This window comes from Lentzea sp. NPDC058450, from assembly GCF_042721395.1.
Classification (GTDB): Bacteria; Actinomycetota; Actinomycetes; order Mycobacteriales; family Pseudonocardiaceae; genus Lentzea.
On record NZ_JBHXLO010000014.1, the window covers coordinates 1 to 26,822 of the forward strand.

Genomic DNA, 26,822 nt, shown 5'->3' on the forward strand with positions numbered 1-26,822 from the left:
GGCCCGCCCCATTGGGGTCCGGGGCTGGGGGGGTGCTATCCGGTAGATCACCCCAATAGGCCGGGGGCCCCCGGCTGGGGCCCCCCCGCCGGACTCCTAGAAGTCCTCGTCGAACGCGACGGTGCCGGTCACGCCCACCTGGTAGGCGGAGACGCGGCGCTCGAAGAAGTTCGACAGCTCCTGCACGTCCTGCAGCTCCATGAACGCGAACGGGTTCTTGGAACCGTAGATCGGCTCGATGCCGAGCACCTGCAACCGCCGGTCGGCGACGTGCTCGAGGTACGAGCGCATGTCCGCCACCGACATGCCGGCCACGCCACCGCCGAGCAGGTCGTCGGCGAACTGCACCTCGGCGTCGACGGCCTCGCGCAGCATCTGCCGCACTTCCTCGTTCAGCGACTCGTCGAACAGGTCGGGCTCCTCGCGGCGGACGGTGTCCACCACGTCGAACGCGAACGCCATGTGCATCGACTCGTCGCGGAACACCCAGTTGGTGCCGGAGGCGAGGCCGTTGAGCAACCCGCGCGAACGCAGGAAGTACACGTAAGCGAAGGCGCCGTAGAAGAAGAGGCCCTCGATGCACGCGGCGAAGCAGATCAGGTTGAGCAGGAACGAGCGGCGGTCCTCGCGGGTGCGCAGCTCGGTCAGCGACGAGATCGAGTCGATCCACTTGTAGCAGAACTCGGCCTTGGCGCGGATCGACGGGATCGTCTCGACGGCGGCGAACGCGTCGGCGCGGTCGTTCTCGTCGGGGAGGTAGGTGTCGAGCAGCGTCAGGTAGAACTGGACGTGCACGGCCTCCTCGAACAGCTGCCGCGACAGGTAGAGCCGCGCCTCCGGGGCGTTGACGTGCTCGTACAGGTTGAGCACCAGGTTGTTCGCGACGATCGTGTCACCGGTCGCGAAGAACGCCACGAGCCGGTTGACCAGGTGGCGCTCGGCCTCCGAGAGCTTGTTCAGGTCGGCGAGGTCCGAGTGGAGGTCCACCTCCTCGACGGTCCAGGTGTTCTTGATGGCGTCGCGGAAGCGTTCGTAGAACAGCGGGTAGCGCATCGGCCGCAGCGTGAGGTCCATGCCGGGGTCGAGCAGGGCGTTCTTGCGGGCGGTGTTGGACAGGGCGGTCACTGGCAGGCCTCACACGATTCGGGGTTTTCGAGGGAGCAGGCGATGGCTTCTTCCGACGCGACGGTCGGGACGCTCACGGTCGCCTGCTGGATGCGCGTCGCCGGACGGGAGCGCAGGTAGTACGTGGTCTTCAGCCCGGCCTTCCAGGCGTACAGGTACATCGAGGAGAGCTTGCCGATCGTCGGCGAGGCGACGAACAGGTTCAGCGACTGGCTCTGGTCGATGTACGGGCCGCGCGCGGCGGCGAGTTCGATCAACGCCTTCTGTGGCAGTTCCCAGGCCGTGCGGAACAACGAGCGCACGTCCTCGGGCAGTTCGCCGAGGCCCTGCACCGAACCCTCGTCCTGCTTGAGCCGGTTGCGGATCGCGTCCGTCCACAGGCCGCGGGACTTCAGCTCGCGCACCAGGTAGGAGTTGATCTGCAGGAACTCGCCGGAGAGCGTCTCGCGCTTGAACGTGTTCGACACCTGCGGCTCGATGCACTCGAAGCAGCCGGCGATCGAGGCGATCGTCGCGGTGGGCGCGATCGCGATCAGCAGCGAGTTGCGCAGGCCGTGCTCGGAGATCCGCTCCCGCACGGAGGCCCAGCGCTCGGTCTGCGTGGGCGTGACGCCCCACAGGTCGGGCTGCAGGTCTCCCTTGGCGGCACGGGTCTCCGCGAACGCCGGGTGCGCGCCGGCCGACGAGGCCAGCTCCGCCGACGACTCCAGGGCCGTCAGGTAGATCTCCTCGGCGATGCGCGTCGACAGCTCACGCGCCTCAGCGGAGTCGAAAGGCAGGCGCAGCTTGAAGAACACGTCCTGCAGGCCCATGACACCGAGACCCACCGGGCGCCAGCGCGGGTTGGAGCGCGCCGCCTGCTCGGTCGGGTAGTAGTTGATGTCGATCACGCGGTCGAGGAACACCACGGCCGTGCGGACGGTCGAACGCAGGCGGTCCCAGTCGATGCCGGAGCCGACGACGTGGGCGCCGAGGTTGACCGAGCCGAGGTTGCAGACCGCGGTCTCGGAGTCGTTCGTGACCTCCAGGATCTCGGTGCACAGGTTCGACAGGTGCACCACGTTCTCCGGCGACGCCGTCTGGTTGCACGTGCGGTTCGCGGTGTCCTTGAACGTCATCCAGCCGTTGCCGGTCTGGGCGAGCGTGCGGATCATCCGGCCGTAGAGGTCGCGGGCCTTCACCGTGCGGACGGCGCGGCCGGCCTCCTCGGCGCCCCGGTAGGCGCGGTCGAACTCGTCGCCCCACAGGTCGACGAGCTCCGGCACCTCGTCCGGGTCGAACAACGACCAGTCGGCGTCCGCCTCGACGCGGCGCATGAACTCGTCCGGGATCCAGTTGGCCAGGTTGAGGTTGTGCGTGCGGCGCGCGTCCTCACCGGTGTTGTCGCGGAGCTCCAGGAACTCCTCGATGTCCGGGTGCCACGTCTCCAGGTACACGCAGGCGGCGCCCTTGCGGCGGCCACCCTGGTTCACGGCCGAGACCGACGCGTCCAAGGTGCGCAGCCACGGCACGATGCCGTTGGAGTGGCCGTTGGTGCCGCGGATCAACGCACCGCGCGAGCGCACCCGCGACCACTGCACGCCGATGCCGCCGGCGAACTTCGACAGCCGCGCGATCTGGGCGTAGCGCTCGTAGATCGACTCCAGCTCGTCCTTCGGCGAGTCGAGCAGGTAGCACGACGACATCTGGGTGTGCTGGGTGCCGGAGTTGAACAGCGTCGGCGAGCTGGGCAGGTACGCCAGCGACGACATCAGCCGGTAGAAGTCGATCGCCTCGGCCGCGGTGTGCGAGAGCCCGCACGCGACGCGCAGCAGCCAGTACTGCGGCTGCTCGATCACGAACCGCTTGGACGGGTGGCGCAGCAGGTAGCGGTCGTAGACGGTGCGCAGGCCGAAGTACTCGAACCGCCGGTCGCCGTCGAGGTCGATCGCGTCGTCGAGCTTGCGGGCGTTGGCGGCCACGAACTTCGCGGTCGCGTCGCCGATCAGGCCCTCGGCGTGCCCCAGCGCGATGCTCTGGCTGAAGGACTGCACGCCCTGACGGCGCACCTCCTTCTCGATGAACGCGGCCAGCAGGCCCGCGGCGAGCTTGGAGTACTCGGGTTCCTCGGCGACCAGGGCGGCCGCGGTCTGGATCGAGAGCTTGTCCAGCTCCTCCGTGGTCGCCCCGTCGTAGAGGCCGCTGATCGTCTTCGTCGCGACCCGCAGCGGGTCGACGTCGTGCAGACCGACCGTGCAGCGCTCCACCGCGCGCACGATCTTGTTCAAGTCGACCGGTTCGAGTGAACCGTTGCGTTTTTTGACGCGCATGGTGGTGGTGACTGTGTCGACCGCCGTCACAGCTCTCTCCTCGCGAGCTCGGTGGCCACGAGAGCAGCGAGGAGTGAACGGGCGCGCGCGACCGCCACGTCCTCCCGCCCTCCCTCGGGGCCTCGGACGCCCGCACGCAGGCGCGTGCGGGATGCTGGCAGGTCTTCGGACTCACGGGCGTGCCCGGTGATCGATCACCGAGGCGCCTACCGGCCGTCGCTTCCCAGACACCCTCGTCCAGTGCTTCCTGACGGCTTTCGTTCCCGTTCACCGCTGCGGGGCAGTCCCGGAATCGCACCGGGTTCCCTCTTGCGACGACCGATCTGGATGATCGGCCGAACCAGCTTCGCGACACAATACATGGGCGCGATCATGAGACGCACACCTACATGTAGTGGGCGTGTCGCCCGGTTGGAGCAGCGTCCCGGACGTGCCGGAATCGCCCCGCCGACGACGGTGGAGACGGCAGGGCGAACCCGGTTGATCAACGCAGGTGGCAGGCGTTGAACACGGTCCGCCCCACCCCGTCGCCCGCGCCGGCCTCAGCCCTGCGGGACCGGACCCCGCACGGCCGCGGAGTAGTCGTTGATCCACTTGGGGTACACCGGGGCCGGGGCGCTGATCGCGTCCAGCTCGGCGAGGTCCTTCTCCTGCAACGGGTTCTCGACGGCGGCGAGGTTGTCGCGCAGCTGCTCGACGGTGCGCGCGCCGATGGTGACGCTGGTGACCGCGGGCCGGGCGAGCAGCCACGCCAGCGCGACCTGCGGCATGCTCGTGCCGTTGCGCTCGGCCACCTCGCGGACGACGTGCACGATCGGCGCGGCGGCGGACGGGTCGACCGGTGGAATCGCCTGAGAACTCTTCGAACGTCGCGCGGAAGTCTCTTCGGTCTTGCCCTCGGCGTCGAACTTGCCGGTCAGGTATCCGGCGGCGAGCGGGCCCCAGACGATCAGGCCGATGTTCTCGCTCTCGACCATCGGCAGGATCTCGGCCTCCAGGTCGCGCACCAGCAGCGAGTAGTGCTCCTGCAGCGCGACGAACCCGGACAGCTGCTTGAGCGCCGAGATGCCGAGCGCCTTGGTGACCTGCCACGCGGGGAAGTTCGCGGCGCCGATGTGCCTGATCTTGCCCTGGCGCACGGCGTCGTCCACCGCGCTGAGCGTCTCCTCCAGCGGCGTGATCGGGTCGGTGTTGTGCAGCTGGAAGAGGTCGATGTGGTCGGTGCGCAACCGGCGCAGGCTCGCCTCGATGCTGCGGGTGAGGTGCACGCGGGTCGCCCCGAGGTCGTTGGGGCCGGGGCCGGACCGCGCCATCGCCTTCGTCGCGATCAGCACCTGGTCACGCCGCCCGGTGAGGATCTCGCCGAGGTGCTCCTCGGACTCCCCGTCGGCGTAGACGTCGGCGGTGTCGATCAGGTTCACGCCCGCGTCCAGCGCCTCGTCGACGAGGCGGCGCGACTGCGCCACGTCGAGCGCGCCGACGGCACCCCAGATCGGGTGGCCGGTGGCGCCGCCGAACGTCATGGCGCCCAGGGACACCTCCGAGACCCACAGGCCGGTCTTGCCGAGTGTGCGGTACCGCATCTGTCGCTCCTCCATTTTTCGGACACCGTGTCCGACAACATGTCCGACTTTACCCCCGAACGGAGCACACCAGCGGTGTGGAGGGCTTCGGAGCGTGAACTCTCAGGGGCGGCGGAACGCGCCGTACCACTGGTTGGCGGCGAGCTCGCGGGCCACGGCCAGGTCGGACTCGGGCCCGTGCGTGGCGACGTGGTGCGCGATCACCCGCATACCGCCCCACACGATGATCTCGGCGCACGTCTGCGGCACGAGGTCGGCGGACGTCCGGCCCGCCTCCCGCTCCTCTTCGAGCATCCGGGTGAGGTTGTCGGCGAACCGCTGCACGGCCGCGTTCCACACGTCCCGGATCTCCGGCTCGTACCCGGACACCTCGGTGACGGCGGCGAGCAGGTGCGCGCGTTCGCGGTAGAACGCGAACACCTCGACGTGCGCCCGCGTGACCGACGCCAGGTCCGGCGTGACGGTCCCGGACGCCGCGAACGCGTCCCGCCCGAGGTTCTCGGTGATCCGCCGCATGACGTCGGTCTTGTCCCGGAAGTACAGGTAGAACGTCGACCGCGCGATGCCGGCCGCGTCCGCGATGCGCTGCACCCCGAGCTCGGTGAACGCGGTGCCGTCGCGCAGCAGCCGTTCGGTCGCCCCCAGCACGGCGGCCTCGACCTCGGCCTGGCGTTCGGCCTTCCTGGACGGTCGGCGGGTGATGGAAGCCACCGGCCGATCGTAGTCAGTCCGGCTCGCGCCGCTGGTCAGAGGGTTGTCACGGGCACGGCACGACGGCGAACACCGTCTTGCCCCCGCCGGGGCGCAGGCTGGTGCCCCACTTGCTGGTGGCGCTCTCGACCATCACCATGCCCCGGCCGCGGTTCTCGCCCAGCCGCGAGTGGCCGTAGACCGGCTGGGTCGCGGAGTCGTCGTCGACCTCGACTGTGACGACGCACGGCTCATCGGTGCGGAACAGGCGCAGGCGGCCGCTGCCGGTCGTGTGGTCGAGAACGTTGCTCACCAGCTCCGTGACGACCAGCTGCACGTCATAGAGGTGGTCCTCGCCCAGGTCGGCCAGCAGCGCGGCGAGCTCGTGTCGCAGCCCGGTCAGCACGACGTCGCGCGGGACGTGCAGGTCCACGACCAGGCGCTGGGCGTGGTCACCGGCAAAGGTCACGTGCGTTCGGGCCTCTCACGACTGTCGCCTAGTGCGTTCGACGATAGCCGTTGCCCGATCTCGGGCGTGTCAAACATCTTTCTGCCGATGGAGTTTCAGCGGTGGACGTAGCCGGCGAGGCCGCCCAGCTCCTCGCTCGCGATGAACACCGACCGCACGTGGATCAGCGCCTCCTCGACGTGGGCCGGGCAGCCCCAGGCCGCGTCGCCCCACGAGTCGGCCACCTTGATCTCCGCCGGGGCGTCGCAGCCGCGCTGTCCGCCCAGCTCACAGCGTTCGGGGTGCGGGGTCCGGGACTGCGCGGCCGCCGCCGTCCGCAGCCGCTCCGTCTCGCTGTGGTGCCGTTCGATCGCCAGGGCCGCGGTGTCGGCGAAGACCTGGATCAACGCCCGGTCGGTGTCCTGCGGGCTGCGCGGGGTGCGGTGGTACATCGCGAACGTGCCCAGCAGGGCGCCGTCTCCGCCGAGGATCGGGGTGGACCAGCACGCGCGCAGGTCCGCCCGCTCGGCCAGGTGCCGGAAGTCGGTCCAGAGCGGGTCGGTGGTGATGTCCGCGGTGATGACCGGCTCGCGGCGGTGGGCCGCCGTGCCGCAGGAACCGTTGCCCTCCGCGGCGGCGATCCCGTCGATCGCCTCGTTGTAGAAGTCCGGGAGGCTGGGGGCGGCGCCGTGCCGGAGGACGCCGTCCGGGGTGGCGAGCAGGACGGAGGCGACCAGGTCCTCCGGCGCCAGGTCCTCGATGCAGCGGGCCATGCCGGCGAGGACGTCGGTCAACGGTGCTCGGCGGGCGATCTGCTCGAGCAACGCGCGATGCTCGGCCATCAGCCGTTGCGCGTGCCTGAACTGAGTGGTCTCCACGCCGATCACGCGCACACCGGCCCGGTCGGCACGGGGTGCGCAGGTGAGGTCGAAGACCTTCTCCCGCGCGTCCTGACCTTCCCCCACCACCACCCGGACGTCGTGGTCGGTGCGGGGCCTGCCAGTGCGGTGGACCTCGTCCACCAGATCGGCGAGCGCCGCGCCGTCACCGAACAAGGCGTTGAACGCCGGGTCCGCCGTCTCGATCCCGTCCGGTGTGAACGCCGCGAAGACGGTGGTGGTCTGCCCGAACAGGGCGCGCAGGTCGTACTCCCGCATGCCTGACGCACTCATGGCGTTGTTGCCTCTCGCCATGCGTCACGGGCACTCTGCTTGACCTGGACGCGGTCTCCTGTGCCCGCTCCTCGGCGGGTGCGCGCACATCGTACGCAGCCCCGGCGCACGACCGGCAGGCGACCACCCCGGTCCACAGTAGACGGTTAGGGCGGGGGTCCACCGGGTACCTCGGTCTGATCGGACTGAAAGGCGGACCGTGGATCCCGCTCCCCTGCTCTACACCGGCGCGGGTCTCGCAACGCTCGCCGCCGCGCTGCTGCCGCGCCTGCTCGACCGGGCACCGGTCTCGATGCCGATGCTCTTCCTCGGGGCGGGCGCGCTCACGTTCGCGGTCGTGGAACCGTTGCCCGACCCCGATCCCGTCGCGCACAGCGGTGTGCTGCTGCACCTGGCGGAGGCCTGCGTGATCATCTCGTTGATGGGCGCCGGGCTCGCCCTCAACCGCGCGGTCAGCCTGCGCGGGTGGGCGACGACGTGGCGGCTGCTGGCGATCACGATGCCGTTGTCGATGCTGCTGGTGGGACTGCTCGGCTGGGGCGCGCTCGGACTGGGGGTGGCGGGGTCGGTGCTGCTCGCCGCGGCACTCGCGCCCACCGATCCGGTGCTGGCGAGCGAGGTGCAGGTCGCGGAACCCGCCGAGCACCCCGAGTCCGACGAGGACGAGGCGCGGTTCGGGCTCACCTCCGAGGCGGGGCTGAACGACGGGCTCGCGTTCCCGTTCACCTACGCGGCCATCGCGATCAGCACGGCGGGTGCGTCGCCGTGGTTCGGGCACTGGGTCGCGGTGGACCTGCTGTGGCGGATCGGGTCGGCCGTGGCGATCGGCTGGGGTGCCGGGTGGTTGCTGGGCAAGCTGTTCTTCTCGGCGCCGTCGGCGAAGTTCCGGCTCGCCGAGCACGCCGAGGGGTTCGTGGCGATCGCCGCGACGTTCCTCGCCTACGGGCTCACCGAGCTGGCCGAGGGCTACGGGTTCATCGCGGTGTTCGTGTGCGCCTGCGCGATCAGGGCGGCCGAGCGGCACCACGGGTACCACCAGGTGCTGCACCGGTTCGTCGAGCAGATCGAGCGGATGCTGACGGTGCTGATCGTGTTCCTGCTCGGCGGCGCGGCCGTGACGGGGCTGCTGGCGGGCACGGGCTGGCGCGAGGTGCTGGTCGCGGCGGCGATCCTGCTGGTCGTGCGGCCGGTGACGGGCTGGATCGGCCAGCTCCGGGGCCGCACTGGACCGCGCGAACGGTCCGTCATCGCGTTCTTCGGCGTGCGCGGGATCGGGTCGCTGTTCTACGTCACCTACGCGCTGCAGAAGGGTGAGTTCGCCGAGCAGCAGCACGCGTTGTGGCGGGTCGTCGGGCTGGTCGTGATCGGGTCGATCGTGCTGCACGGGCTGTCGGCGTCGCCGGTGATGTGGCTGCTCGACCGGCGACGGGAGGAGAAGGCCGTGGCGCGGCACGGTGACAAGGGGAAGGCGAACCGCACGCCGGTATGAGACCGCGCCCGCCGGGTATCCCCCTGGCTGGAGGTGACATGAGCACCGAGCTCGACATCAGCCTGCTGACCTGGGCCTGCACCATCGGCTTCATCGTGGCGCTGCTGACCGTGGACCTCGTCGTCGCGGCGAAGCGGCCTCACCACGTCGGGCTCAAGGAAGCCGCCGTGTGGTCGGTGGTCTACGTGGCCATCGCACTCGGGTTCGGCGTGTGGTTCACGCTGCACTACGGGAGCGGGCCCGGCACCGAGTACTTCGTCGGCTACCTGGTCGAGAAGAGCCTCTCGGTCGACAACCTCTTCGTGTTCGTGATCATCATGACCACGTTCGCGGTGCCCGACGAGCACCGGCACAAGGTGCTCACGTTCGGGATCGTGCTGGCGTTGCTCATGCGGGCGATCTTCATCGCGCTCGGCGCGACGCTGCTCTCCTTGTTCTCCTTCGTGTTCCTGCTCTTCGGGTTGTTGCTGATCTTCACGGCGGTGCAGCTGTACCGGCACCGCGACGAGGACCCGGACATCGAGAACAACGTCGTCGTCCGGACGTCGCGCCGAGTGCTGCCGCTGACGGACGACTACCGGGACGGCAAGCTCCTCACGCACGACGACGGCAAGCGGGTCGCGACGCCGTTGTTCCTGGTGCTGGTGGCGATCGGGACGATCGACCTGCTGTTCGCGCTCGACTCCATCCCCGCGGTCTTCGGCATCACCGCCCAGCCGTACGTCGTGTTCAGCGTGAACGCGTTCGCGCTGCTGGGGTTGCGGGCGTTGTTCTTCCTCGTGCAGGGGCTGCTGGACCGGCTCGTGTACCTGTCGGCGGGGCTGTCGCTGATCCTCGCGTTCATCGGGGTGAAGCTGATCCTGCAGTGGCTGCACGAGGACGTGAGCCAGAGCGTGCCGGAGATCCCCACGCTGCTGAGCCTCGTGGTGATCGCTGTGGTGCTGGCGGTCGTGACGGTCGCGAGTCTCCTCAAGACCCGGCGCGACCCGAGTGCCAAGGCGCGGCCGGGGTCGTTGCGCACGCGCCGGAACGAGGAACGTTCCGAGTCGCGCCGGTGAGCGTCAGCCGACGGCCAGCCGGGCCCGCGCCACCGAGCGAAGGGTCCGGCTGCGGCCGATCCCGGTGTGCTCGAACGGCACCAGCATCATCTCGTCCGCGCCGAGCCGGTCCGCCAGCGCGTGGATCTCGCGCATCACGGTCTCCGGGCCGCCGCGGATCACCTGGGCGTCGTCGAGGGCCTGCCCGGCGAGGTGGCGCAGGCGGGTCTCGAGGACGTCGGCCCCTTCGCGCCGTTGCACCTCGCTCAGCGCCACGGCCATCGCCTCGTCCTCGGCGAGCTCGTCGGTGTCCGCGCAGACGACGTTGACCGAGGCGATGAGGTACGGCGTCTCGCCCTGGAACGCCGAGCGGTAGCGGTCGACGGACGCCGGACGTGCCTTGGTCGCGCCGAGGTGGTGGCCGTAGACGAACGGCAGCCCGCGTTCGGCGGCGATGCGCGCGCCGTTCTCGCTGGCGCCCAGCACGAACAGCTCCGGCGGGGCGCTGATCCGCGGTGACATCGGCAGCGCGGCGAACTCGTGGTCCTCGGCGAACGAGTGGTGCAGCCAGCGCGCGAGCTCGTCGATCAGCTCCGGGAAGTCGGCGGTGGCGCGCGGGCTGCGGCGCAGGGCCCGGTCCAGCGCGGTGCTCGCGGTGTTGCCGCCGGACGACCGGCCCACGCCGAGGTCGACCCGGCCGTTGTGCAGTGCCTGCAGGACCGCGAACTGCTCCGCGACGACGAGCGGTGCGTGGTTGGGCAGCATCACGCCGCCCGAGCCGACGCGCAACGACGTCGTGGCCGCGGCGATGTAGGCGAGCAGGACGGCCGGCGAGCTGCCCGCCGTCGCCGGGGCCGCGTGGTGTTCAGCGACCCAGAAGCGGTGGTAGCCGTGCTGTTCCGCGGTCCTGGCCACCTCGACGACGTCGCGCAGCGACTGCTCCGGCGTGCGGCCCGGACCGACCACGGCGAGGTCGAGCACCGACAGTTCCATGGCAGGTCTCCTAGTGGCTCGGCGTGGGCACGAGAAGGGCGATCAGGGCGAGGGCGCCCAGACAGACGGCGAAGAGTCCCGCGGTGGCGGAGAAGGTCAGGTGGGCCAGCACGAGTCCGGCCAGCCCCGGCCCGAGTGGTTGCAGCAGCTGGGAAGCGAAGCTGCTCGCGGCCGTCACCCGGCCGTAGACGTCCTCCGGCACGGCCTTGGCCATGATCGTCGCGAGCACCGCGCCGATCACCGGGGTGAGCAGGCACAGCGCGGAGAACGCCGCCACGAACGGCACGGTGCCGCCCCCGGACCAGGCGAGTACGAGCAACGCGGCGCTCAGCACCGGACCGGCCATCAGCACGACCCGCAACGAGACCCGCTTCGCGACGTACGGCGCCAGCAACGACCCGGCGAGGCCCGCCAGCGCGGCCGAGCTCATCGCCACGCCGACCGCCGCCGCGCCACCGGGTTGCGTGGCCGCGCCGAGGATCAGGGCGTAGCTGAGCGCGGAGAAGACCAGGTTCAACAGTGCGAAGTAGACGGACGACTGCCGCAGGAACCGGTCTCTGACCACGTATTTGAGCCCCGCGCTCACCTCGGGCCAGAACTTCTCGCGCGTCGCCGACGTCACCGGGGCCGGGGTGCGGGCCAGCAGGAAGATGCACCAGGCCGACACGGCGAACGTGACGGCGTTGGCAGCGAAGGGAATCCACGGCCCGAGCGCGATCAGCACACCGGCGACGGCGGGCGCGGCGATGCTCGCCCCGTACATCCGCGCCTGGTTGAGCGACACCGCGTGGCCGAGCTGATCGGCGGGCACGACCCGGCGCACGACCTTGTTCTGCGCGGGCCGGAACGCCTCCAGCGCGACGGCCGACACGACCACCACGAGCAGCGCCACCCACAACGGCAACCTGCCCGCCAGCAGCCACACCGCCGCGACGGCGACCACGGCGAGCCGCGCCAGGTCGCTGACCAGCATCAACGCCCGTGAGTCGGAGCGGTCGGCCAGGTAGCCCGACGGCACCCGGACGACCATGCCGACGACGAGCACCACCGTGCCGATCAGCCCCGCCTCCGCCGGACCGTACCCGGCGGCGAGCAGGACCAGCGGCAACGCGAGGCCCGCCATCGCCGAGCCGAAGTCCGACAGCGCCTGTCCGACCCACAGCAACCGGAACTCCCGGTTGCGCCGCAACGGCACCTCGGCGACGCCCTCCTCGACGGCGGTCATCGCGGGTCTCCGAGCAGGTCGTCGAGGACGAAGTTCAGGTTGGTGCGGGCGCCGGGCGCGGTGCGGCGGAACCGGTCGAGGAACAACGCCACCCCGGCCGAGCCGGTGGCGAGGTCCGCGCTCTCCCGCAGGGTCTGCTCGCCGGGGAACACGATGCCCTCGGGGCGTTCGGTGGCGCTGCACAGCACCGCCGCGGCCGCCCGTTCCGCTTCGCCCAGCAGGTCCGGGTCGCCGAGGAACTCGTAGGCGTCGAGCAGCGTGTTGCCCATGCCGGCGACGCCGTGGAACAGCTGCGGGAACACGACGTACTTGCGGCGCACGTCCGGCAGCAGCTGGTCGATCCGGTCGCGCCACCCGCCGGTGACGTGCTGGTAGCGCAACGCCGTGGTGAGGATGCCCGCGGTGCCCTCGTCCCAGTAGGAGCGCAGCACCTCGGTTGGGCTGTCCTCTGTGGACACGACCGGCGGGAACGTGAACAGGCCGCTGGGCGTGTACTCGCCCTGGGCCAGGTCGAACTCCAGCGCGGCCTCCCCCAGCGCGAGGACCTCGGCGTCGCCGGTGGCCTGGTGCAGCGCCAGCAGGAACATCGCGATGCCGGACGCGCCGTAGCCGTAGCCGATGGGGATGTCGCCCTCGGGGCCGGGCCAGTGCGCGTGGTCGTCGTCCCTGATCGCGGTGTCGGCGAGGTGTGCGCCGATGCTGACAGCGCGATCGAGGAACTCGTCCAGGCCGGTGTCGCGCCACAGCCGCAGGCACGCCATGCCGTGGCCGGCCGCGCCGATCAGCACGCCCGGTTCGGTCAGCAGCAACGGGTGGTCGGCGCTGCCCCGGAGCGTGGCGATCGCGAGGTCCTGGAACCCCATCGCCGACTGGGCCCAGGCGACCCCGGCCGTGCCGTAGTAGAGGCCGGGCGGGATCATCGGGTGCGCGGTGGAGCGTTGCAGCGTCCAGCCGAGCAGCTCGTCGGGGACCTCGCCGCGGATGGTGTGCAGCGCGAGGAGCGTGCCGTAAGCGCCGTGCGCCACCGAGAGCGGGTTGGTCTCGAACACCAGCAGGTCGCACGGGAAGAGCCGGTCGTCGCGCTGCGGGGTCGCGGTGTTCAGCACGTAGTCGGCGACGCCGTCGAGCGTCTCCTCGATCCGCTTGTGCAGCCTGACGCTCGCGGCCTTCTCCGGGACGGCGCGGACGGCCAACGGGGGCGGCTGGGTCCAGTTCGTGCCGAACGGGAGGTCCAGCAGGCGTTGGCGCACCACGGCCGGGTCGGGCAGTTCCGCGTTCTCGTCGTAGAGGTCGCTGATCAGCTCGACCAGCTCGACGGGCAGGTCGAGGTCGGCCGCGGCCTCGGCGAACAGCCTGCGCGGCACACCCTGGTCCATGACGTCGGCCTGCTGGCACATGAGCACGCAGGACAGGATCACGCCACCGAGCGCGTAGTAGTCGGTGCGCCGGTCGCCGCGACGGGCGGCGAGGCTCCGGCGCGTCACCATGCCGGGGGTGCTGAGCGCGGCCCCGGTGTCGATGCCCTCGTGGAACGCCGACTCCAGGTCGATGATGCCGATCCGGTCGCCCGGCCCGACGATGATGTTGGTCGGCGAGATGTCGCCGAGCACGATGCCGCGGTCGTGGCTCGCCGCGATGGCGTCGGCGATCTGCACCCACATGTCGCGGAACCGCGAGTAGTAGTCGGTGAGGCGGCCGGGCGTGAGGTCGAGGCCGTAGATCGGGTTCTCGACGATGCTGAACCGCCCGATCGGCGTGCCCGGCAGGTACTCCTCGACGAGGTAGGCGTGTTCCCACTCGGTGAAGTACGCGATGGGCTTCACGAACAGGCCGGTGTCGGCGAGGTCGGTCAGCAGGTCGTACTCGTGCTTGAGGAGCTGGACCGCGTCCACGCCGTTGGGGCCGACCTCGACGCCGGGGCGTGCCTCGCGCAGCACGATGTCCGCGCCGGTCTCGGTGTCGTAGCCCTTGTACACGCCGCCGCGGTTGCTCTGCAGGAAAGCGCTCTCGACGACGACCCGGCCGTTGGCGAGCGCGGTCTTCTTGTCCTTGGCGGGCTTGGCCTTGACCGGCTTGGCCTTCGGGCCCGGGAACGGGTCCTCCGCCCACTCCGGGACCGTCCAGTAAGGAGTGCGGACGTCCGGGACGCGGGTGCCGTCCGGAGCGTTGATCATCAGCTCCTTGACGCCGTGCGGCGTGAGCCGGAAGAAGCTGCGGAAGCCGCCGTAGCGGTAGTAGACGACCCTCGAGCCGGGGAACCTGCGGTCCGACAACAGGTACGGGCCCTCGAAGCCGTCGAGCGCGCGGGTGAGAGCCTCCCCGACGGCGTGGAACTCGGCGGCGTCCACCGGGTAGACGGTGATGAACTTGCCGCTGGAGCCGCGCGGGAACGACTTGCCGTTCGCCTCCTGGACCGCGGCCGGGTCCATCAGGAACTTGAACCGGACGCCGGCCTCCAGCAGGACGGGCAGCGCGGCCCGCAGCACCTCGGCGGAGTTGTGCGAGGTCGCTGAGGCGTGCAGCTTCCAGCCCTCGCCCGGCATCGGCACGTCCGGCGGCTCGGAGATGATCCAGTGCCCGCGCCTGCTGAGCTTCCACTCGGCGGGCATCACCGCGCGGTACTCGCGGAAGTGCTCCGCGGTCGGCGGACGTTGCGTGAAGTCCTCGAACCACCTGGGGTGGTGCATCATGTAGGACACCACCGTCTCCCAGCCGACCTGCATCGCGCTCCTCCGTCCGGTGGTGTTCTCGGGTGTTACCGCGTGGCCCGGGACGAGCCCGGGCCACGCGCGATGCCGTTCGTCAGCAGCTGGCGCCGCCGCAGGAGCTGCAGCTGAAGGCGGGGCTGCTGTAGCCCGGCGCCCCGTCTGCGTCCAGGGACTGCAGGCCCAGCACGTCCGCGCTGTGGGCCTCGACCTCGTCGGACTCGGTCTCTTCCGGCTGCGGGTTCGCGGTCTCGTCAGACATGGTTTCTCCCTGGTGCGATGGGGACTGGGTTTCGTCCCGGCCGCTCGGCGGTCGGCGACGGGGCAAACGCTAGGAACGCCCGCCACGAGTTCGGTATGCGAACGGTTAAACCGCTGTGGCGCATGGGTTTTCCTGTTTTCTTGAGGCTGTTTCCTTGTCCCTTGTGGACTCTTTGACAGCCCCCGCCTGCGCTTATACCGAACTCAAACCGCCCGGCAGGCGACCGCCCCAGACTCGGAGCAGGACGAGGAGGTGGGCGGATGCGGCTGGCCGAGATCATGGCGCTGCGCCAGGACGTCTGCGCGGGTGTCCTGGTGACCCTGACCGAGCGGTGTCCGCTGCACTGCGCGCACTGCTCGTTCGCCGCGGGCCTGCGCGGCCGCCACCTCGACGCCGAGCACCTGCTCCGGTTCGTCGGCACGTTCGACCAGCGCCGCCCGCCCCAGATCCTGATGCTGACCGGCGGTGAACCGTTGCTGCGCCCCGATCTCGTGACCCGGACGGCCTACGCGGCCAACGCGGCGGGCACCAGAACCGCCGTGCTGACCGGAGCCTTCTTCGCACGCGGCGGCGACCTCCCCGCCCCGATCCGCCGGGCCGCCCGCGCGGTGGACCACTTCTCGCTCAGCCTGGACGTGTTCCACGAACAGGAAGTGGCCCGCGCGGACGTGTTCGAGGTGCTGCGGGCGTTGCTGCGCGACGGCACCGCGACGAGCCTGCACGTCACCGGCAGCGGTGCGGACGACCCGTACCTGGCCGAGGTGACCGCGCAGGTGGAGGCGGAGTTCGGCGAGGACGTGCCGATGCTGGTGGCCGGCGTGCAACCGATCGGCCGGGCGGCCTCGTGGGCTCGGGCCGTCACGGCGGCCGACGACTCGGTGGCGCCCTGCGCGACGGCGGCGTGGCCGGTGATCGCGGTGGACGGCGTGGTGGTGGCGTGCTGCAACCAGGACGTGGTGGACGGGCGAACGCGGCCGGATCACCTGGTGCTGGGCGACATCGCGACCTCGGACTGGGCTTCCGTGCAGGAACGGGCGCAGGAACGGCCGATGCTGCGCATGGTCCGCACGGTGGGGCCGCTGCACATCGCCACCCGCGCGACGGCGAGCTGCGCCGCCTTCACACCCGCCAACGGCACCACCCTCACCCAGCCGACCCCCACCGGCACCCCCGTCCCGCCCGCGCTCACCTCGCTGGCGCCCACCGACTACTGCGGCACCTGCCACCTCCTCTCCGACTCCCCCGCCGCCCTCTCCTGGGCCAGCCGCACCGGCTCCGGTCCCGTCGGCGAGCTGCTCCAAGCCGCCGCCCTGCACGACTCCGGCGACCCCCAAGCCCTGCTGCGCCGGCACGGCATCCCCCGCTACGCCCATCTCGTAGGCGGTGAAGCATGAGCGTCGACCTGCACCCGATCCTCGAACTCGTCACTCCCACCCTGCGCCGTAGCGCGGCCGCCCTCTGGCAGCCAGAAGGGCTCCGCGAGCGCTACCGCCGGTACCTCTCCGAGATGCACGCGGTGATCAGGGCGTCGGTTCCGTTGATGGAACTGGCCTTCGCCCGCAGCACCGGCCCAGACCCGGTGAGCCAGCGGCTGCGCGCCTACCTCCCCGAGCACATCGAGGAGGAGCTGGGCCACGACGACTGGCTGCTCGACGACATGCTCGTCGCGGGCCTCGATCCGGAGGCCGAACGGCTGCGGGCGCCGTCGGTGCAGGTCGTGCGGCTGGTCGGGCCGCAGTACTACTGGATCAACCACGGCCATCCGGTCGCGCTGCTCGGGTACATGGCCGTACTGGAGGGCAACTCGCCGTCGCCCGGTCTCGCCGGACTGCTCGCCCACCACACCGGGCTGCCGCACGAGGCGTTCGACACGGTGCGGCACCACGCCGACGCAGACCCCGGCCACAGCGACGACATCTTCGCGGTGCTCGCGGAGCTCGACCTCGACGCCGCCCAGCGCGCGGCCGTCCGTGCCAGTGCGCTGCACACCGCTGCCGCGCTGATCGACCTCTTCGACCACCTGACCAGGGAGGCCCGCAGTGAGCTCCGAGTTTGACACCAACCTCGACGCGTTGGCAGCAGCAGGTTTCCCCGTCGACTCCTGCACCGACGAGCAGCGCGCCGTGTTCGGCGAGCTGTCCGGGCAGGAGCTGGAGCTGATCCTCGACATCAAGCGGCGGCTGGACGAGGTCGAGCCCGAGGTCCAGGCCCATTCGGTCGTCGCGGGCGCGGCGTTGTTCTAGGGGGATGACGTGGAACAACGCAAACTCGTGACGGTCCTGTTCTGCGACCTGGTCGGCTCCACCGAGCTGTCCGGCATCCTCGAACCCGAGCTGCTGCGGTCGGTCGTCCTGCGTTACTTCGACACCGCGCGCGAACGGATCGAAGGCCACGGCGGCACGGTCGAGAAGTTCATCGGCGACGCGGTCATGGCCGTCTTCGGCGTGCCGGTCGTGCACGAGGACGACGCCCGCCGCGGCACCGCGGCCGCCCTGGACATCATCGCGGGCCTGGACGAGCTCAACATCGACCTGGAGGAGAGCTTCGGCTGCCGCCTGGCCGTCCGGATCGGCGTCAACACCGGCGAGGTCGTCGCCACCTCCGCGGTGGGCGCCAACGAGAACCTCGTCGCCGGCGAGGTCGTCAACGTGGCCGCGCGCCTGGAGCAGAACGCGGGCCCCGGCCAGGTGCTGATCGGACCGGTCACGCGCGCCCTGCTCGGCTCGGCGGCGGACGTCGAGGAGGTCGGCGCGCTGGCGTTGAAGGGAAAGCGCGACCCGGTCACCGCCTACCGCGTGCACGCCGTGCAGACCCACGCCGACCGCACGCTGCCGTCGGACGTGCCGTTCGTCGGCAGGACGGCCGAGCTCGCGCTGCTCGCCGACCGGTGGGCCGAGGTGCTGGACGGGCGCGGCCGGCACCTGACGATCAGCGGTGAGGCGGGGATCGGCAAGACGCGGCTGATCCGGGAGTGGTTGCCCGCCAACGCCTTCGTCGGGGCCGGGCGGTGCCACCCGTACCGCGACCAGGCCAGCCTCGCGCCGCTCGCGCAGGCCCTGCAGGGGATCCTGGACGCGGCGGAGGTGAGAAGCGGCGAGGCGCAAGAAGGCGTGACCGGCACCGGCCCCACCCACCAAGATGCGCGAGGCGGCGCGTCCGGCATTGGTCCCAGCCCCGCGCTCCAGGTCCTCCGGTCCGGCCTCCTCAAGGACGGCGCACCCGGCCTCTCCGCCGACGCCACCTTCCACGCCGTCGCCACCGTCCTCACCGACCTCGCCACGAAGCACCCCGTCGTGCTGGTCATCGACGACCTCCAGTGGGCCGACCGCACCCTCCTCGACGCCGTCACCCACCTCGCCGAAGCCCTCAAGGCCACCAGGGTCATGCTCGTCTGCGCCGGCCGCGGCCTCACCGACGCCGCCGTCACCCTGCACGTCACTCCCCTCACCCCCGACGAGTCGGCCCGCCTGGCCGCCGAACTGGTGCCGGTGCAGGCTCACGGCCCCTCGGTGCTGGACCGCGTGATCGACCGCGCCGAAGGCAACCCGCTCTACCTCGAACAGCTCGTCGCCATGCTCGAAGACGGCGCCGACCCCGACACGTTGCCGGTCACCGTGACCGCGGTGCTCGCCGCCCGCATCGACGCCCTCGAAGCCCCGGACCGAGTCGTGCTGGACGCGGCCGCGGTGGTGGGCAGGCAGTTCGCGGCACGCGAAGCCGCCACACTCGCCGAGTCGGACGCCTCCGTCGGCGAGCTGATGCGGCGCGGCCTCGTCGAACCCGTCGCCGCCCTGGACTACCGGTTCCACAGCGGACTGCTCAGGGACGTGACGTACAACGGCATCAGCAAGCGGCGGCGGGCCGACTGGCACGAGCAGCTCGCCTCCCAGGACGCCACCGGGCACCACCTCGAACAGGCCTACCTGCACCGGCACGGGCTCGGCATGCGCGACGCCCACACGAGCGACCTGCGCAGCCAGGCCGCCCGGGTGCTCGCCGGCGCCGCCCGGACCGCGCTGGACCGCGCCGACCTGTCCTGGGCCGAGAACCTCGGCAGCCGCGCGCTGGCCCTGTCCAAGAACGAGGACCCGTGGTGGGCGCAAGCCGCCCAGGTCGTGGCCGAGACGAGGATCGCCACCGGCCACGACGCCACCGAGCTGCTGAACCAGATCATCGACAACGGCGACGCGACCGCTGTGGCCCACGCCCGGCTCCAGCTAAGTGCCCGGCCGGCCGAACGGGCGGAAACCGCACGCCACACCCTCGCGACGTTCGAAAGCACCGGCGACCACCTCGGCCAGGCTCGGTGTCTCATCCGGATCGCCCAGGACCAGCAGCTACGAGGCGCCCACGCGGACGCCGAGAAGCTCCTGACCACCGCGCTCCACCACGCCGAGGCCGCACCGGAACAGGCCGTGGCGCTCGGCGCGCTGGGCATCTCGCTCTGGCACGGCCCGGTCCCCGCCCCGGAAGCCGCCCGCCGGTGCCGCGCGCTGCTCGCCGAACACGACCACGACGTCGTCGCCCTCACCCTCAGCTACCCGCTGGCCAACCTCCTGGCCCTGCAAGGCGAAGACGCCGAGGCACAGCAACGACTCAACGCCGCCGACAGGTTCGCCCGAGAACTCGGCTACGCGGAGGCCGCGATCGTCGGCCCGCTGTTCGCCGCCGGGGTCGAAGCCCTGGCAGGCCGACTGGACAACGCCGAACGCCTGCTGCGGGACACCCTCAGCCGAGCCACCGGCATCCCGGACCTGATCGCCACCACGAACCGGGAACTCGCCAGAGTCCTTCTGGGCCAGGGCAAACCGGCCGAGTTCACCCCGGCCGACGACCTGGCCACGCCGGAGGCCGCCGACCAGCTCGGCATCCAGGCCCTCATCGCGAACGACCCGGAACTGGCGCGAGAAGCCGTCGCGCGAGCGGTGACCACCGAGTCGCCGATCACGCAGGCCATCGCCTACCTCGACCTGGCCACGGTCAGCGGAGACGAGCAAGCAGCCGAACGTGCCGAGGAGTTGTTCCGCGGCAAGGGACACGTCGTGGGTGAGCGCCGAGCCGCCCGACTCAGGAAGGCGGTGCGGTGACCCGCACACTCAGCTGGGGCCTGCGCAACCAGGGCCCCGACGACATCGGCGTCGACGCCATCGCGCTCGACCAGGTCACCCCCGAGTGGGCCTACGGAGGCTCGACCGGCGCCGGTGTCCGGGTCTGCGTCGTCGACAGCGGGGTCGACGGCGAGCACCCGCTCGTCGGCCCCGTCACGAGCTCGCACGAGGTGGTCAAGGGCGAGAACGGCCCGGAGGTGCGGCCGGCCGAGCACCACGACACGTGCGGCCACGGCACGGCGTGCGCCGGGATCATCCGCCAGATGGCCCCGGACTGCGAGCTGCACAGCGTGCGCGTGCTCGGCGAACGGTTCTCCGGCAGCGGCGACTTCCTGCTGACCGGCCTGAAGTGGGCCGTGGAGCAGGGTTTCGACGTCATCAACATGAGCCTGTCGACCACCCGCACGAAGTTCGCGCAGGACCTGCACGAGCTGGCCGACGAGGCGTACTTCCGGCGGTCGGCGATCGTCGCGTCCGCGCACAACACGCCGGTGGTGAGCTTCCCGTGGCGGTTCTGCTCGGTGCTGTCGGTCGGCAGTCACCAGGAGTCCGACCCGGATCTCTACCTGTACAACCCGGCGCCACCGGTGGAGTTCTTCGCCATGGGCCGGGACGTGGTGGTCGCGTGGCCCGGCGGCGGCACCGCCCGCACGACCGGCAACAGCTTCGCGACGCCCCGGATCGCCGGGCTGGCGGCGTTGATCCTCGCCAAGCACCCCGGCCTGACGATCTTCCAGCTCAAGACCGTGCTGTACCTGGCCGCGGCGAACGTCCGCACGGAGAAATGAGGTTCTGGCCGTGACACTCGACGTCTCACCGGCTCCCGGCGGCACCCGCGCGCTGCTCCAGTCGATCGTGGAGGTCGCGAGGGCGATCTTCGGGGCGGCGGCGAGCTCGGTGTTCCTGCTCGACGACGCGGCGGGCGAGCTCGTCTTCGAGGCCGTCGCCGGCGAGGGGCAGGACTTCCTGGTCGGCACGCGCATCCCGGCCAACCGGGGCATCGCGGGCTGGGCCGTGAGCTCCGGGCAGGCGATGATCGTGGACGACCTGCGGGACAACAACACGTTCGCCCGCGACATCGCCGAGTCGACGCAGTACGTGCCGAACGCCCTGATGGCGGCGCCGTTGCTGGCCGACGGTCAGGTGCTCGGCGTGCTCCAGGTGCTGGACCCCGCCGAGCAGAGCCGGTCGGACCTCGGCGACCTCGACCTGCTGGCGTTGTTCGCGAACCAGGCCGCGACCGCGTTGCGCGTCGCGAAGGGCTGCGCGCAGTGCGGGCCGGAGACCGACCCGCTCGCCCGCATCGACCCCGACGAGCTGGTGGACGTCTTCAGGGACTTCCTGCGGCATCGGCATGGATGAGGTTCGGACGCGGGAACGGCACGACCGTCGCTTCCCGCTCCACCACCTCCCGCAGCAGCCAGTAGGTGGCCGCGGGCATGTCGTAGCTGGCCTCGCAGGCGACGACCTCGGCGTCCGGCGCGGTCAGGACGTTGGCCTCCAGCAACGACTCCAGCAGCAGGTCCTCCGAAGTGGACAGTCCGGTCAGCGCGGCGGCGACCAGCCCGTGCCCGAACGGCGGCGGGGGCAGCTCGGCGATCCGGTGGCACGCGGCCCGGTGCTGGTCGGTGAGCCCGCGGTACCAGCGGGTCAGCCGGTCGCGCAGGGTCAGCCCGCCCACGGCCAGTTCGTCGAGCACCCGGCGCTGGTCGGTGAGCCGGTCGGCGAACTCGGCCAGCGCGAGGTGCCGCAACGCCGCGAGCTTGGCCGCCGCGATCCGGATGGCGAGCGGCGAGCGCTCGCAGCCGTCGAGGATCCGGCGGACGGCGTCGCGGTCGGCGAGCACCCGGCTCGAACCGACGACGCGGCCGAGCAGCTCGCGGCTCTCCGCGTCCCCCAACGGCGGCAGCGGCACGCGCAGCACCGACTCCAGGCCGCTCAGCCACGTGCTGCCGGCCACGATCACCGCGCTGGACCCGGATCCCGGCAGCACCGCGCGCACGACGTCCTCGTGAGCCGCGTTGTCCAGCACGATCAGCAGCTTGCGGCGGGCGATCCAGCGCCGCCACCGGCCGAGCGGCTGCGGCCCGGCGTCCTGGCCGGAGAGGTCGAGCAGCTCGGCGAGCACCCGCTCGGCCGGTTTCGCGGTGCCGTCGTCCGCCGCGAGGTCGACCAGCACCTGGCCGTCGGGGAACGCGTCCCTCAGCCGATGCGCGACGTGCACGGCGAACGCGGTTTTGCCGCTGCCGACCGGCCCGGACACCAGCACGACGTCGAGCCCGTGCGGGCTGGTGAGGTGCGCGAGCACCTGTCCCGTCTCGGCTCGCCGTCCCACGAAGTCCGGCACGTCGCGCGGCAGCTGGTTGCCCGGCGTCTGCCCACCGGCCCGGTGCGCGGGAACAGCGGCGCCGTCGAGCAGTTGCCGGTACACGGCCGACAGCTCGGGCCCGGGGTCGACGCCGAGCTCGTCGGCCAGCGTCCGGCGCACGTGTTCGTAGTGCGCCAACGCCTCCCGCACGCGCCCGGCCGCGGCGAGCGACCGGATCCACGCCGCGCCGAGGCGTTCGCGCAGGGCGTGCGGCCGGACGTGCTCGGCCAGGCGGTCGAGTGCCTGCTGGTGGTCGCCCGCCGCCACCGCGAGCTCCGCCCAGTCCTCCAGCACGACGAGGAACAACTCCTGTCTTCGCCCCAGCTCGGCGGCGAGGCCGGGTTCGTCGGCGAACTCCGCCAGCGGTCGCTGCCACAACGCGATCGCCTGCCCCAGCAGGTCCGTCGCGGCCTCGGTGTCCGCGCCGCGCAACAGCTGCCGGCCCTGCCGGGCGAGCGCCTCGAACCGCAGCAGGTCGCACTCCCCCGGCCCGAGGCTCAGCCGGTAGCCGTTGCCCGCGTGGCACAGCCGGTCGCCGAAGACCCGGCGCAGCTTGGAGACGTAGACCTGGAGGTTCTTCCCTGCTGTACGGGGCGGCGAGTCACCCCACAGCGCGTCGAGCAGCTCCTTCACCGACACCACGCAGTTCGCCCGGCACAGCAGGTGCGCGAGCAGCAACCGCTGCTTCGGGCCGCCGATGTCCGCGAGCCTGCCGTCGTGCAGGACGGTGAACACGTCGAACGTCCTGCACTCGACGGAACCCGGTGAATGAATCACGTCATCGTCCCTTCTTCCCGGTCGAGGATCACGGGACGGGATTGGGACGACGTTGGACCCGGATTGGGGCGGCCCCGGATCAGCTCTGCGGCCGAGGCTTCCGCGCGCGGCCGGACCAGCGCGGTGGGCCGGCCGCTCGCTCACACCAGCTCGGCGATCCGCGCCTCCGACCGTTTTCGCCACGTCTCGCACCCCATGGCCGCGTTGTGCCGCATGCCCCTTCCCAGCAACCGCAACGCCAGGTCCACCTCGCCGGCGGTGGCGGCGATCTCGCCGAGGAAGTGGTCGATCGACCCCCAGCACAGGATCGCGGACCCGGTCGTGACACTGCGCCCGGAGTACCGCATCAGCCTGTCCAGCGCGTACCGGCAGGACTCGGCGTCCCCGCACAACGCCCAGGTGTACGCCCGCAGCACCATCTGCATGAGCCACAACCAGTCCTTCGGCGGCTCCGGCAGCACTCCGGCCGGCGGGCAGTTCCGCCGCGCCGCCGCGACATCTCCTTGCAGCGCCTGCATCAACCCGAGGTGCTCGGCGCTCACCGGGCTGCCCGGCACGTTCCGGCTCGCCAGCACCCTCTTGGCGTCGGCGAACCTGCCCTCGTCGATCAGCCACGACATGAGCTGCGCGACGATCGCCGGTTCGGAGCCCCACACCGTCTGCCGGTGCAGCTCGAACACCTGCTCCGACAACCGCACCGCGGCCTTGGTGTCGCCGGACAGGCCCGCGCGCATCGCCGTCCACCACCGCAGGTGCACGTCGACCTCGGGCAGCTGCATGAGCTGGTTGGCCTCCGCGCACGCGTCGATGTCGGCCTGCGCCGCCCGCATGTCGCCCGCCTCCAGGAACGTCAACGCCCGGCGCAGCTTCACCCGCGGTATCCAGTCCGCGCCGATCTCGGGCAACGCGGCCAGCTCCACCTGCTCCTCGACGATCCGGTGACGTTCGTCCAACGTGTCCGCGTGCCGGATCGCCTGGTGGCGCAGGTGCAATGCGCGCATCAGCAGCACGGGATCGCCGAGCCGGCGGGCCATCGCGACGGCCGTCGCGGACGGCTGGTCGGCCTCGTCCACGTCGGGCCCGGTCTCGAAGTACCGCTCGGTCGCCATCGCCGCGAGCGACAGGCACCGCAACGGCGAATCCTCCTGCGGCAGTTGACGAACCGCCTCCCGCAGGGCGTCCAGCACCGTGTGCTCGACCACCCGGTAGTCACGCATCGACCAGAACGACTCGGTGCTGTAGGTCGTGGCGGCGAGCGCAAGCGCCTCGGGATCGCCCAGCCGTCCGGCGACGCCTATGGCCCGCCGCAACACCGCCGACGCCTGTTGTTGCAGTCCCGCACGGCAACTCGTGCGTCCCAGCCGCACCAGCACGTCGAACAACCGGCGGGTCTCGTCGGTGGTGCGGGGCGCCGCGTACCGATCGACGACGTCCACGACCGAGGCGAGCACGGTCGCCGCGTGCTGGTAGGCGTGCACGCGTTCGGCCCGGTCCGCCGCCGCCCGACCGGCTTCGATCGCCTCCTCCGCGTGCCCGACCGACGCCGCCTCCAGCCAGTGGAACGCGACGACGTCCAGCGCGTCATCCCCTTGCGCCCGCTGGGAAAGCACCCGCGCGATGGTGGCGTGCCAGTGCGCCGAACGCAGCTGCGACACCGACGAACGGACGGTGTCGCGCACCAGCGCGTGGCTGAACCGGTAGTGCCCCGGCGTCGCGCCCTCGGCCACCAGGCCCCAGCTCAGCGCCGCGTCGAGGACGTCCAGCAACGGAGCGGCCGACATCCCGGCGACGTCCGCCAGCACGTCGGCGCGGAACTCCTCGCCGATCATCGCCGCCGCGACCAGCACCCCACCCGCCTCGCCGGGCACGCTGCGCAGCCGGTGCTGGATCAGGTCACGCGTGCCGTGCGGCAACACCTCGGCCAACGAACCCGGCGCCACCTCGGACAGCAACCTCGCCAGCTCCACGACGTGAAATGGGTTTCCACCGGAACGCTGGTAGACCACCCGCGCCGCGTCGGGCTGCCCGCCGTCGGGCCAGTCGGCGAGCACCTCGTCCACCTCGGCCTCGGTCAGCCGCCGCAACGGCCAGCGCGTCGCCCAGCGTCCGGTGAGCTGCGCCAGCAGTCCCGCCACCGGCTCGGTCAGGTCCGCGCCGTCCCGGCTGGCCGCGAGCAGCAGCAACGGCAACTCGGGCAGCATCGTCGTGAGCACCCGCAGCACCGCGACGGAATCCGGGTCGGCCCAGTGCAGGTCGTCCAGGATCAGCAGCACGGGACGACGCCGCACGGCTTCCGCGACCACCTCGGCGATCGCGCCGTGCAGCCCGCTCTCCCGCGGCAGTGCGGCCGATCCGGTGTCGAGCAACGCGCCGAGCCCCACGCGATCAGCCAACGCGCGCAGCGGTTCGTCGCCCTCGAGCACCGCCCGCAGCACCGACACCCACGGCCAGAACGCCGGCGCGCCCTCGCTGTCCGGGCACCGCCCCAGCACGACGGTGAACCCGAGCCCGCGCCCCATCGCGGCCGCCGCCTCGGCCACCCGCGTCTTGCCGATCCCCGGTTCGCCGGTGACCAGGAACAGTTGCCCCTGCCCGGTTTCCGCCGCCGCGAACGCCTGCCGCAGCGACCTCAACACGTCCCCGCGACCGGGCAGGATCTCCTGCGTCACCACCCGAACGGGGGTGCTGACGAGGTCGAGTGTCTTGTCCTGGTGGAGGATCGCCTGCTCCAGATGCCTCAGCGCCGCCCTCGGTTCGATGCCGAGCTCGGAGACCAGCGACCGGCGCGCGTCCCGCAACGCCGTCAGCGCGTCGGCCTGCCGCCCGCTGCGGTAGAGCGCGAGGGCGAGCATCTCCCATCGGCGTTCCCGCAACGGTTCCGCGGCCACCAGCAGCCGCAACGCCACCGCGGCCTTCGCCGGCTGCCCGACGGCGAGCTCGGCGTCCGCGTGGTCCTCCTGGGCGGCGAGCCGCAGCTCCTCCAGTTCGGCCGCCGCCGTGGCGGCGAACGGCTCTCCGGCGAACTCACCGAAAGCCGGGCCCTGCCACAGTTTCAGCGCGATTTCGAGAGACGTGAGCGCATCGGTCGCACGCCCCTGCGCCCGTGCGGCGGCAGCGGAGCCCACCAAAGCACGGAACCGCACCGCGTCGAACTCGTCCGGCGAGACCAGCAGCCGATAGCCCTCGGGAGACGTGGCCAGCACGGTCTCCGCGGCGCGGGGCGCCCGGTTCGGTTCCAGTGCCCTGCGCAGGTTCGCGACGTACGCCCGCAACGTGCCCACGGCCGTGGCCGGTGCGGAGACACCCCAGACCGCGTCGATCAGGCGGTGCACCGCGACCGCTGATCCGGGCTCGACCAGCAACGCCGCCAGCACCCGCCGTTGCTTCGGGCCGCCGAGGTCGATGCCCCGGCCTTCCTGGTACGCCCCGACCGCCCCGAGCACCGTCCACCACATGATCACCACATTAATCACGTGAATCGGCAGGAACACTGCGCCAAAAGATGCTTGCTCGCAGCGAATCCGCGCGCCT

General features: G+C 71.4%; 20 protein-coding genes and 1 riboswitch. Of the genes, 8 read left to right on the forward strand and 12 right to left on the reverse strand.

What is annotated here, in order from left to right; genetic code table 11:
* Window positions 1-96: 96 nt before the first annotated feature.
* From ACFWNN_RS22075 to ACFWNN_RS22100, 6 genes are all read right to left on the reverse strand, one after another.
* Window positions 97-1,125 carry a ribonucleotide-diphosphate reductase subunit beta gene (locus ACFWNN_RS22075; RefSeq protein ID WP_382441792.1) on the reverse strand — a complete coding sequence of 343 codons (1,029 nt, stop codon included), beginning with the start codon at window positions 1,123-1,125 and terminating at the stop codon, window positions 97-99.
* Window positions 1,122-3,464, reverse strand: coding sequence for a ribonucleoside-diphosphate reductase subunit alpha (locus tag ACFWNN_RS22080; protein ID WP_382441793.1), 2,343 nt, complete (start codon window positions 3,462-3,464; stop codon window positions 1,122-1,124). The genes ACFWNN_RS22075 and ACFWNN_RS22080 overlap by 4 nt, the downstream gene beginning before the upstream one ends.
* A 108-nt stretch (window positions 3,465-3,572) precedes the next feature.
* Window positions 3,573-3,794, reverse strand: a riboswitch (cobalamin riboswitch).
* Between the two features lie 182 nt (window positions 3,795-3,976).
* Window positions 3,977-5,017, reverse strand: coding sequence for an aldo/keto reductase (locus ACFWNN_RS22085; RefSeq protein ID WP_382441794.1), 1,041 nt, complete (start codon window positions 5,015-5,017; stop codon window positions 3,977-3,979).
* Window positions 5,018-5,119: 102 nt separating this feature from the next.
* On the reverse strand, window positions 5,120-5,728 hold the full coding sequence (locus ACFWNN_RS22090) for a TetR/AcrR family transcriptional regulator (RefSeq protein ID WP_382441795.1): 609 nt from the start codon (window positions 5,726-5,728) through the stop codon (window positions 5,120-5,122).
* A 46-nt stretch (window positions 5,729-5,774) separates the two neighbouring features.
* Complete coding sequence (locus ACFWNN_RS22095) at window positions 5,775-6,176, reverse strand: ATP-binding protein (protein WP_382441796.1); 402 nt, start codon at window positions 6,174-6,176, stop codon at window positions 5,775-5,777.
* Between the two features lie 95 nt (window positions 6,177-6,271).
* Window positions 6,272-7,327, reverse strand: coding sequence for a GAF domain-containing protein (locus tag ACFWNN_RS22100; protein ID WP_382441797.1), 1,056 nt, complete (start codon window positions 7,325-7,327; stop codon window positions 6,272-6,274).
* A 199-nt stretch (window positions 7,328-7,526) separates the two neighbouring features.
* Between ACFWNN_RS22100 and ACFWNN_RS22105 the strand changes: the two genes are divergently transcribed.
* Both ACFWNN_RS22105 and ACFWNN_RS22110 read left to right on the forward strand, forming a co-directional pair.
* Window positions 7,527-8,816: a cation:proton antiporter gene (locus ACFWNN_RS22105; RefSeq protein ID WP_382441798.1), complete on the forward strand. Its 1,290-nt coding sequence runs from the start codon at window positions 7,527-7,529 to the stop codon at window positions 8,814-8,816.
* Window positions 8,817-8,854: 38 nt separating this feature from the next.
* Window positions 8,855-9,874, forward strand: coding sequence for a TerC/Alx family metal homeostasis membrane protein (locus ACFWNN_RS22110; RefSeq protein WP_382441799.1), 1,020 nt, complete (start codon window positions 8,855-8,857; stop codon window positions 9,872-9,874).
* Window positions 9,875-9,877: 3 nt separating this feature from the next.
* On the opposite strand, the gene ACFWNN_RS22115 is transcribed toward ACFWNN_RS22110, so the two are convergent.
* The 4 genes from ACFWNN_RS22115 to ACFWNN_RS22130 all read right to left on the reverse strand — a co-directional run bounded on the left by ACFWNN_RS22115 (window position 9,878) and on the right by ACFWNN_RS22130 (window position 15,038).
* On the reverse strand, window positions 9,878-10,846 hold the full coding sequence (locus tag ACFWNN_RS22115; protein WP_382441800.1) for an MsnO8 family LLM class oxidoreductase: 969 nt from the start codon (window positions 10,844-10,846) through the stop codon (window positions 9,878-9,880).
* Between the two features lie 10 nt (window positions 10,847-10,856).
* On the reverse strand, window positions 10,857-12,071 hold the full coding sequence (locus tag ACFWNN_RS22120) for an MFS transporter (protein ID WP_382441801.1): 1,215 nt from the start codon (window positions 12,069-12,071) through the stop codon (window positions 10,857-10,859).
* Window positions 12,068-14,794, reverse strand: coding sequence for a class III lanthionine synthetase LanKC (gene lanKC, locus ACFWNN_RS22125; RefSeq protein WP_382441802.1), 2,727 nt, complete (start codon window positions 14,792-14,794; stop codon window positions 12,068-12,070). Before lanKC ends, ACFWNN_RS22120 begins: the two co-directional genes overlap by 4 nt.
* Window positions 14,795-14,873: 79 nt before the next feature.
* Window positions 14,874-15,038, reverse strand: coding sequence for a hypothetical protein (locus ACFWNN_RS22130; protein WP_382441803.1), 165 nt, complete (start codon window positions 15,036-15,038; stop codon window positions 14,874-14,876).
* A 260-nt stretch (window positions 15,039-15,298) separates the two neighbouring features.
* Between ACFWNN_RS22130 and ACFWNN_RS22135 the strand changes: the two genes are divergently transcribed.
* From ACFWNN_RS22135 to ACFWNN_RS22160, 6 genes are read left to right on the forward strand one after another with little or no spacing between them, the layout of a single operon-like run.
* A complete protein-coding gene (locus tag ACFWNN_RS22135) occupies window positions 15,299-16,432 on the forward strand; it encodes a radical SAM protein (protein ID WP_382441804.1) in 1,134 nt (377 codons plus the stop codon).
* Window positions 16,429-17,094, forward strand: coding sequence for an iron-containing redox enzyme family protein (locus tag ACFWNN_RS22140; RefSeq protein ID WP_382441805.1), 666 nt, complete (start codon window positions 16,429-16,431; stop codon window positions 17,092-17,094). The genes ACFWNN_RS22135 and ACFWNN_RS22140 overlap by 4 nt, the downstream gene beginning before the upstream one ends.
* Window positions 17,078-17,281 (forward strand): aroma-sacti cluster domain-containing protein, encoded by a 204-nt coding sequence (locus tag ACFWNN_RS22145; RefSeq protein ID WP_382441806.1) that lies wholly within the window; start codon window positions 17,078-17,080, stop codon window positions 17,279-17,281. The genes ACFWNN_RS22140 and ACFWNN_RS22145 overlap by 17 nt, the downstream gene beginning before the upstream one ends.
* Window positions 17,282-17,290: 9 nt before the next feature.
* A complete protein-coding gene (locus ACFWNN_RS22150; RefSeq protein WP_382441807.1) occupies window positions 17,291-20,125 on the forward strand; it encodes an AAA family ATPase in 2,835 nt (944 codons plus the stop codon).
* Window positions 20,122-20,934, forward strand: a complete 813-nt coding sequence (locus ACFWNN_RS22155) for a S8 family serine peptidase (protein ID WP_382441808.1) — start codon at window positions 20,122-20,124, stop codon at window positions 20,932-20,934. Before ACFWNN_RS22150 ends, ACFWNN_RS22155 begins: the two co-directional genes overlap by 4 nt.
* Window positions 20,935-20,944: 10 nt before the next feature.
* Entirely contained in the window at window positions 20,945-21,508 is a 564-nt protein-coding gene (locus ACFWNN_RS22160; protein WP_382441809.1) for a GAF domain-containing protein, read from the forward strand.
* Here ACFWNN_RS22160 and ACFWNN_RS22165 read toward each other — a convergent pair.
* Together ACFWNN_RS22165 and ACFWNN_RS22170 are read right to left on the reverse strand one after the other, a co-directional pair.
* Entirely contained in the window at window positions 21,477-23,291 is a 1,815-nt protein-coding gene (locus ACFWNN_RS22165) for a BTAD domain-containing putative transcriptional regulator (RefSeq protein ID WP_382441810.1), read from the reverse strand. The genes ACFWNN_RS22160 and ACFWNN_RS22165 overlap by 32 nt on opposite strands.
* A gap of 140 nt (window positions 23,292-23,431) precedes the next feature.
* Window positions 23,432-26,746 carry a BTAD domain-containing putative transcriptional regulator gene (locus ACFWNN_RS22170; RefSeq protein WP_382441811.1) on the reverse strand — a complete coding sequence of 1,105 codons (3,315 nt, stop codon included), beginning with the start codon at window positions 26,744-26,746 and terminating at the stop codon, window positions 23,432-23,434.
* Between the last annotated feature and the right edge of the window lie 76 nt (window positions 26,747-26,822).

Excerpts from the sequence above, each read along its gene's own strand:
- ACFWNN_RS22110 (WP_382441799.1), top strand. The coding sequence starts at position 8,855 with ATGAGCACCGAGCTCGACATCAGCCTGCTGACCTGGGCCTGCACCATC.
- ACFWNN_RS22140 (WP_382441805.1), top strand. The coding sequence starts at position 16,429 with ATGAGCGTCGACCTGCACCCGATCCTCGAACTCGTCACTCCCACCCTG.
- lanKC (WP_382441802.1), bottom strand. The coding sequence starts at position 14,794 with ATGCAGGTCGGCTGGGAGACGGTGGTGTCCTACATGATGCACCACCCC.
- ACFWNN_RS22135 (WP_382441804.1), top strand. The coding sequence starts at position 15,299 with ATGCGGCTGGCCGAGATCATGGCGCTGCGCCAGGACGTCTGCGCGGGT.
- ACFWNN_RS22130 (WP_382441803.1), bottom strand. The coding sequence starts at position 15,038 with ATGTCTGACGAGACCGCGAACCCGCAGCCGGAAGAGACCGAGTCCGAC.
- ACFWNN_RS22085 (WP_382441794.1), bottom strand. The coding sequence starts at position 5,017 with ATGCGGTACCGCACACTCGGCAAGACCGGCCTGTGGGTCTCGGAGGTG.
- ACFWNN_RS22115 (WP_382441800.1), bottom strand. The coding sequence starts at position 10,846 with ATGGAACTGTCGGTGCTCGACCTCGCCGTGGTCGGTCCGGGCCGCACG.
- ACFWNN_RS22120 (WP_382441801.1), bottom strand. The coding sequence starts at position 12,071 with ATGACCGCCGTCGAGGAGGGCGTCGCCGAGGTGCCGTTGCGGCGCAAC.
- ACFWNN_RS22170 (WP_382441811.1), bottom strand. The coding sequence starts at position 26,746 with ATGTGGTGGACGGTGCTCGGGGCGGTCGGGGCGTACCAGGAAGGCCGG.
- ACFWNN_RS22100 (WP_382441797.1), bottom strand. The coding sequence starts at position 7,327 with ATGAGTGCGTCAGGCATGCGGGAGTACGACCTGCGCGCCCTGTTCGGG.